Genomic DNA, 6,049 nt, shown 5'->3' with positions numbered 1-6,049 from the left:
GAATTGGCCTGTCCACCAACCGAGCGGCCGAAGCAGCCCGAAAGCCGCTGGAAACAAGCTGCCTGATGCCCGGCATGGCCCTCACATCGGCGCGTCGGCGCAGCAGAAGGCGTTGTTCAGACTTTCCATGATTTTTGGCCCGGAAATTAAGGATAGCGAAGATGCGGGAACAGCGGAACGCAGATCGCCCAGAAAATCTGGCAAGAGCGCGGATGACGTCATGGCAAATGTTCTGCGTCGCCTGTTGCTGCTCGACAGCCCGCGCGAGCCTGAATTCACCCGGTTCACCCGGTTGGTGTGTCATGAAGCCGAAGTCCCGATCGCGCTCGTATCCTTCGTGGAGGAGAATGCCTGTCGCCAGTACTTCAAATCCGCGAAGGGCCTGCCTGATGGATTGAGCCAGACGGATCTGGATCGTTCCTTTTGCAGGATCGTGACCCGAACCGGCGCAATGCTTGCCGTGTCCGACGCACGGACTGACGAGCGGGTCGGGAATAATCCCATTATAGATGAAATGGGTGTGATTTCGTATCTAGGAGCGCCGATCTCGGGGCCGTCGGGCGAGACACTCGGGTCTCTTTGTGCGCTGGACCGGGTACCGCGGGACTGGAGCGACAACCAGAAGCGTTCGATAATGGACCTCGCTGACTGTGTCACCGATTATATCGCGTTGCGTCATGCCCGCCTGGCCGAAGACCAATTAGAGAACGAGTTGCCCCCGGTCGATCGTGTCAAACGCCCGATTGGAGGCTCTACTTTCGTCGACATTCGTCACCCAGTACCAATACCCATATTCCGTCGTTTTCGGCGACTCCAAAGGTCACTGCCTGGGGGCGCAACATGTTACGGCGATGAGCAGGTGAGTTGATCCAGGAGGAAAACACGGTGTCGACGGAGCGATGGCCAAATGCAATGTTTTCTGCCAAGCCGGAGATGCAATAGCCGGTACGGGCCACCCGATCGGATAGCCTGGCGCCAGACAAACTGCGATGCGAAAAGTAATTGTTCCGAGCCATGTCCTTGGCATGGTTCCTGGCTGCAAGCGCGAGGCGTGGGTCAAGGTATATAGCTCTTACCCCTTCTCTTCTCCGCACGGTATTAAGTCGATCAGTGAATGCTTTGACGGTAGGCGAGACAACGCCGGACGGGGCTGGTCTTTGCATGGTCGTTGTCATGGCAATCGGATTGCACGCCGCCGACATGAAGAACATGGCAATCAAAAAGGCTGGTTTCATCAGAATCATCCAATTGGATTGCCGCGTGGACAAAACGCCCTTTCTGATATGGGTTGGGAAACAAGTAACTCAACATACCGAAGCGGACAAAATTCCGGGGACCGTCGCCTGACGTCGCTCGGGCGGTCCTCTCCGTAACTTCCCGGTACGCCACGACGCGCGAGCATCTCGTCAAGGTGCAGGTCATCTACCGTCTTCTGCCTCTGGGGCAGTGAGCTGTTGACGCATCTCAACGATGATCTCGGACTCAGGAGATGGGTCCGGCATGTGGCGCGATGGACTGAGCTCAGTGAAAATATTTGCCGGCTTGGAATTTGGTTGCGCGACGCGCAGGTACGGACTGACTTGCCTCGATTGAACGCCGAGTTCACGCAGGACCTGAGCTTCGGGTATGTCTTCGGGCACGATTACCGCATCGCCTTCGTACCAGTCTCCGGGCGTCGCAAACCCCGTCCTGTCGTGAAGTTGCAGGGCTGTGATCACGCGAAGCGTTTCGTCCACGCACCGCCCGATAAACACCGGGTACTCGAAAATCATTCGGACCCTCATCTGCGGGTCGAGAATGAAGGATTTCCGGATCGGCCAGGTGGCGTGTTCCTTTTCATGGCGCATGCCGAAGAGCTTGGCGAGATGCCCTCCCTTGTCCTCTGCGCCGGGGAACCAGACCCTTGCCTGAAAGTCCTGTCGGATATCGTCATGCCACTCCAGCTGCTCCTGCATGCTTGATCCAGTGAGTGCCAGGACATTGGTCTCGAGCCTTTCAAAGCACGCTTCGGCCCGTGCCAACGCCGCTATTTCCGTTGTGCAGACCGGCGTTTTCGCGGCGGGATGGCTGAAGAGGAATGTGTAGCTCCCCTCTGCCCAGTCCCAGAAATTCAAATCACCTTGTGTGGTCGCGACCTTGAAGTTGGGGAAGATGTCTCCGATTTGCGGCAGCCATTTCACCTTGCGGCGATATCCCATTGGCACGTTTATCGGTGATCCGTCGACGTTTCTGGGCGTGAATATCTGTATGCTCATGTCTCCGCCTCCCGCTCTTTTCCGGTCTTCGATCCAGGCCCACTGAAAGGGCGCAGCAGACGAACTAATGTGCCAAGCTGACTCGAGTTTGTCGGAGATGTATAAAATTGTCGTATTGGCCGCCGGGCATGCACTTCAGTTGACGGATTCGGTTGGTTTCGTTTCCGTACATATCGCCATGACCGGATCCTACGCCACTTCCCGGGGCACTACCTTTTCGGACAGCATCTTTTCAGGCTGATGAACAAAGTTACCCCTTGGACTGCTCGATCCAGTTTTCACGGTGATGGCGAACACGCAGAACGTAAACCGTCTGGCCATCCTCCAAGATCGTGCAAACAACGATATGTTTCTGAGTTGGATAGACACGTACGGGTGGTGTGATCTCCTCCCGAAAAACGGGTGATCTTGGGGTTATCGGATAGGATCTGAAAGGTCTTGTCGAGCTGGCCTTTGTAGCGCTCGGCCTGAGCCAGCCCGTGTTCCTCGATGCCGTAGAGGAAAATTCCTGACAGATCATCCTCCGCGGCCCGTGAAAATTCAATTGCCACGGTTTGCTTGCGCCCGCTCTTTCGCTGCGGCCCAAATATCCTCCAGGCTCTTGTCACTGGCACCGCTTTCAAACGCTTCGTTCACCAGCTTTTGCATGGCCGCAATCTTCGATGTCCGGTCTTGGTCATGGCGGATCAGGTCGCGGACATACTCGCTCGCGTTGTCGTACCGACCTGAGTTTGTCTGTGATTCAACCCAATCTTTCATAGGATCGGGCAGGGATATGTTCACGCTTGCCATGTCAGCACCTCCAATCTTTTCAAGATGACATTAAATGGCAATATTTGTCAATTTTGGGTGGTGGTCTTGTCTGGAAAACCATCCGGGCACAGCCCTGCCACCCGCTCCTTCCCCCGCATGCAGCGGACCCGTCATCTAGTTCTTCATCCTATCCGCGCTACGCCCGATATCGGAGGTCAGATCATCCAGTGCAATCTCGAGGGCGTCCGCCAGGGCGCACAGCGTTTTGACAGACCCGTGTTTGCGACCGGTTTCGATCTCGGCAATTGTGACGCGGTTCACCCTGGCCTCTTCGGCGAGCGCCGCCTGGGTCAGGCCGCGCAGGTCGCGGTAAACCCTCAGAGCGCTTTCACCATCGAGCAGACGGTCAGCGTATTCTGCCGGGATCAGCTCGTCTCTGCCCTCGCTCAAGTCCGCCTTGGCACGATCATAGGTCTGCAGATCCGCCAGATCTTCGGCGGCTGCCCGAAGCCGATCATATTCCTCGCGCGGGATTGTCACAACGTCACCCATGTCCTGTCCTCTCAATCATAGATGCCACCACGGGGGCCGATATCCAGCACTGCCAGAACGTTGCCCTGGTCATCCAAAATCACCCGCCAATCTCCCACTCGCAGTCGGATACCGTCTCGGCCCTTCAGGGATTTCACGTTTTTGGACTGCGATACCGGATCTCGCGAATAAGCTTCGATTTTGGCCCGAATACGTTTGGCCGTGTTCGCCGGCATCCGGCGCAAGGCACGGATCGCGGCTTTCGTATAGCTGATCCGTCTCATTGTGTATCTTTAAGCTACATGCACGGCTTGGTCAAATGAATTGTCGCTTATGGCGACGTGCGCGTCAGCTGACAGCTTCGCTCGGTTTCACTACCGTACGTTTCGCCATGATCGGATGGTGCCCTGGCTGAGGGAGCATACCGCGCCATTAGACGCTTCGAGATAGGCGGCTGGCCCAGCCCGATGCGCGCTCCTGGGTCCCTGTCTTGAGGTCCTGTTTTCCAGGCAGGGGACCATCCAGGCACAGCTCCGCCACAGCAGCCACCGTGCTGGCTCAGTTGCCAAGATCAGTGTGCGCAAAATCGTTACCTTTGTAGAGCAACGGCACACGGAGCTCCTTGGCAGCGGCGTAGGCCAGGGCATCTCCCATGTTGAGCCTGGCCGGGTGTCCAGCAACCTTTCCATATCTCCTCAGTGCCGTGATTGCGCCCGTGCCCATGTTTTCGGTAAGGGGCATTTCCCGAACCTCAAGCATCTTGACCAGCTCACCCACGAGCTTGCTCGCCTCATCGAAATGGACTTCGCCGATATGCGTCGCGCCTTGCGCGTCTTTCAGACTGCGTGCGATGGCAAGCGTGGCTTCAACGCGAACGACGGGCGAGATCATCAGCCTGCCACGGGCTGTTTCCATTGCGCTCAGCATGGCGGGAGCTTCCCGCTCATTCAGCAGCACGGCACACAAGGCGCTGGCGTCAATGAACATCAGTCCTCGCCCCACAGCTCATCCATGAAGGGCTTGTCGTCCATCTCGCGTGGCGTGAGCCCCGCGGCAACCGCTTTCCGTTGCACCCTGGCAACCCTCTCGGCAAGAGTTCCCCGCTTCTCCAAGGCCGCTATAGCGTTGCGCAAGGCTGTGCGAACCGCCTCGGTCTTGGTCTTCGCGCCGGAAGCTGCAAGGTAGCGTTCAACCAGCGCATCCACGTCCGGGTCCTTGATGTAGAGGGGCATGAGTATATCCTTTCAGTGTATATTGTATATCCCGTTAGGATATCCTTCAAGTCCAGGTCTCAAGTCCAGGTGTCCGGTCAAACATGGAGCCAGTTCATCCAGGCACATCTCCGCCACCCGTTCCTTCCCCCCGCATGCAGGGGAAGGCCCGTCATCTGATTTGCCGTATCCACGCGATGCCTGATATCGGAGGCCAGCCGCTTCCCCGCAGAGTTTTCATCTGCCCCCGACCGACTGACCAACGCTGGATAAGCACATGGGGCAAATCAACGGGTCAGGGGTCAGGTCCCCGCTCTGATACATATATGGGGTGAACCAGGATAAATATATCCAGAGGTTCGATATGAACCGCGTCGGTGGGTTCCGTTGTCGCGTTTCTGCAATGACCTAGACGGAGCCGGATCAAAGCGGGTCGGGTGAAGTCCCCGGCAAAGAGCCACCTTTGGAGACCGGCAGGTGACACGCCGTGGCGGTAGCCTCTTTCGTCTTGTGGCTGTGAGCAAAGCGTCAGCAACCTCAGACAGGAGAAGGACCCGGATAAACCCTGGACCCCCAACATACACTCAGGGCCGACGAGTACAAGGCTGGAGTGAAAGGTTTTTGCTCCAGGGTTGGGCAGAACTGGAGGGGATCCAGGGCCAAGACCGGTCAGCAACGGCCTCAGGGCAAAGTTGAAACCTAAATGCTGGAGAGTTGAAGCGAAGTTGACAAAGTTAACTTTGCCATTTTCGCGGGATTTTCGGGTTAGGATACAGGGGAGGTTTAGGTCGGAAAAATTTTTTACTAGCGTATAGGTATGCGGCATCAGCGACAACACGCAGAATTGAAGCGTAGGGCACAGAGACCTGGAGCTTACCGTCTCCAGGTACCACACCCCCGTCTTCTTACGTGGAAGGAGTGACCCTGACTGAGGACGCTGTGTCTCATATCAGGCGTCGCCTGCCGCTGCAGGTGTTTTGAGCCACCGCCTGCTGGGCTAGAGGTGAGTGGGGTGTTGATTGCGAAGGCTCGCAGAGAATACTGCTGCTTGCGGCAGGTTGTTCCCGCCCTCGGTCTGAGGGACCAGTCGAACGGTTTCGGACATGGTCTGTATGTGTCTGACACCTGTCGAGACACGCTCTGGTGCCCGAAAGTTCAACTTTCATCTGTGTTTAGGGAAAGTCTGAACAACGCCTTCTGCTGCGCCGACGCGCCGATGTGAGGGCCATGCCGGGCATCAGGCAGCTTGTTTCCAGCGGCTTTCGGGCTGCTTCGGCCGCTCGGTTGGTGGACAGGCCA

The 6,049-nt window shown here is 57.0% G+C and carries 9 protein-coding genes; 2 read left to right on the top strand and 7 right to left on the bottom strand.

The window, feature by feature from the left end:
• Together C6W92_RS17330 and C6W92_RS17780 are read left to right on the top strand one after the other, a co-directional pair.
• Positions 1 to 868 (top strand): GAF domain-containing protein (locus C6W92_RS17330; RefSeq protein ID WP_164989293.1); only part of this gene is annotated, 868 nt, incomplete at its 5' end.
• Between the two features lie 305 nt (positions 869 to 1,173).
• Positions 1,174 to 1,347, top strand: coding sequence for a hypothetical protein (locus C6W92_RS17780; RefSeq protein WP_164989289.1), 174 nt, complete (start codon positions 1,174 to 1,176; stop codon positions 1,345 to 1,347).
• Positions 1,348 to 1,418: 71 nt separating this feature from the next.
• Here C6W92_RS17780 and C6W92_RS17320 read toward each other — a convergent pair whose 3' ends face one another.
• The 7 genes from C6W92_RS17320 to C6W92_RS17290 all read right to left on the bottom strand — a co-directional run bounded on the left by C6W92_RS17320 (position 1,419) and on the right by C6W92_RS17290 (position 4,771).
• On the bottom strand, positions 1,419 to 2,255 hold the full coding sequence (locus C6W92_RS17320; RefSeq protein WP_129435364.1) for a redoxin domain-containing protein: 837 nt from the start codon (positions 2,253 to 2,255) through the stop codon (positions 1,419 to 1,421).
• Positions 2,256 to 2,533: 278 nt separating this feature from the next.
• Positions 2,534 to 2,806 (bottom strand): type II toxin-antitoxin system RelE/ParE family toxin, encoded by a 273-nt coding sequence (locus C6W92_RS17315; protein ID WP_206735561.1) that lies wholly within the window; start codon positions 2,804 to 2,806, stop codon positions 2,534 to 2,536.
• Positions 2,796 to 3,047, bottom strand: a complete 252-nt coding sequence (locus C6W92_RS17310; RefSeq protein ID WP_129435362.1) for a type II toxin-antitoxin system ParD family antitoxin — start codon at positions 3,045 to 3,047, stop codon at positions 2,796 to 2,798. Before C6W92_RS17310 ends, C6W92_RS17315 begins: the two co-directional genes overlap by 11 nt.
• A 135-nt stretch (positions 3,048 to 3,182) precedes the next feature.
• The gene (locus C6W92_RS17305) at positions 3,183 to 3,560 is read right to left on the bottom strand and encodes a helix-turn-helix transcriptional regulator (protein WP_129435360.1); all 378 of its coding nucleotides are present in this window, start codon (positions 3,558 to 3,560) and stop codon (positions 3,183 to 3,185) included.
• 11 nt (positions 3,561 to 3,571) lie between these two features.
• Positions 3,572 to 3,823, bottom strand: coding sequence for a type II toxin-antitoxin system RelE/ParE family toxin (locus tag C6W92_RS17300; RefSeq protein WP_129435358.1), 252 nt, complete (start codon positions 3,821 to 3,823; stop codon positions 3,572 to 3,574).
• Positions 3,824 to 4,097: 274 nt separating this feature from the next.
• The gene (locus C6W92_RS17295) at positions 4,098 to 4,526 is read right to left on the bottom strand and encodes a type II toxin-antitoxin system VapC family toxin (RefSeq protein ID WP_129435356.1); all 429 of its coding nucleotides are present in this window, start codon (positions 4,524 to 4,526) and stop codon (positions 4,098 to 4,100) included.
• Positions 4,526 to 4,771: a type II toxin-antitoxin system VapB family antitoxin gene (locus tag C6W92_RS17290; RefSeq protein WP_164989291.1), complete on the bottom strand. Its 246-nt coding sequence runs from the start codon at positions 4,769 to 4,771 to the stop codon at positions 4,526 to 4,528. The genes C6W92_RS17295 and C6W92_RS17290 overlap by 1 nt, the downstream gene beginning before the upstream one ends.
• Positions 4,772 to 6,049: the final 1,278 nt, after the last annotated feature.

The organism is Roseovarius sp. A46 (assembly GCF_004126395.1).
In the GTDB taxonomy this organism is placed as follows: domain Bacteria; phylum Pseudomonadota; class Alphaproteobacteria; order Rhodobacterales; family Rhodobacteraceae; genus Roseovarius; species Roseovarius nitratireducens.
Note: the sequence above shows the minus strand (reverse complement) of the source record. Positions and strands in the feature narration are given on the sequence as shown.

Coding starts and splice junctions, on each gene's coding strand:
- C6W92_RS17300 (WP_129435358.1), bottom strand. CDS start 3,823: ATGAGACGGATCAGCTATACGAAAGCCGCGATCCGTGCCTTGCGCCGG.
- C6W92_RS17290 (WP_164989291.1), bottom strand. CDS start 4,771: ATGCCCCTCTACATCAAGGACCCGGACGTGGATGCGCTGGTTGAACGC.
- C6W92_RS17320 (WP_129435364.1), bottom strand. CDS start 2,255: ATGAGCATACAGATATTCACGCCCAGAAACGTCGACGGATCACCGATA.
- C6W92_RS17295 (WP_129435356.1), bottom strand. CDS start 4,526: ATGTTCATTGACGCCAGCGCCTTGTGTGCCGTGCTGCTGAATGAGCGG.
- C6W92_RS17305 (WP_129435360.1), bottom strand. CDS start 3,560: ATGGGTGACGTTGTGACAATCCCGCGCGAGGAATATGATCGGCTTCGG.
- C6W92_RS17780 (WP_164989289.1), top strand. CDS start 1,174: ATGGCAATCGGATTGCACGCCGCCGACATGAAGAACATGGCAATCAAA.
- C6W92_RS17310 (WP_129435362.1), bottom strand. CDS start 3,047: ATGGCAAGCGTGAACATATCCCTGCCCGATCCTATGAAAGATTGGGTT.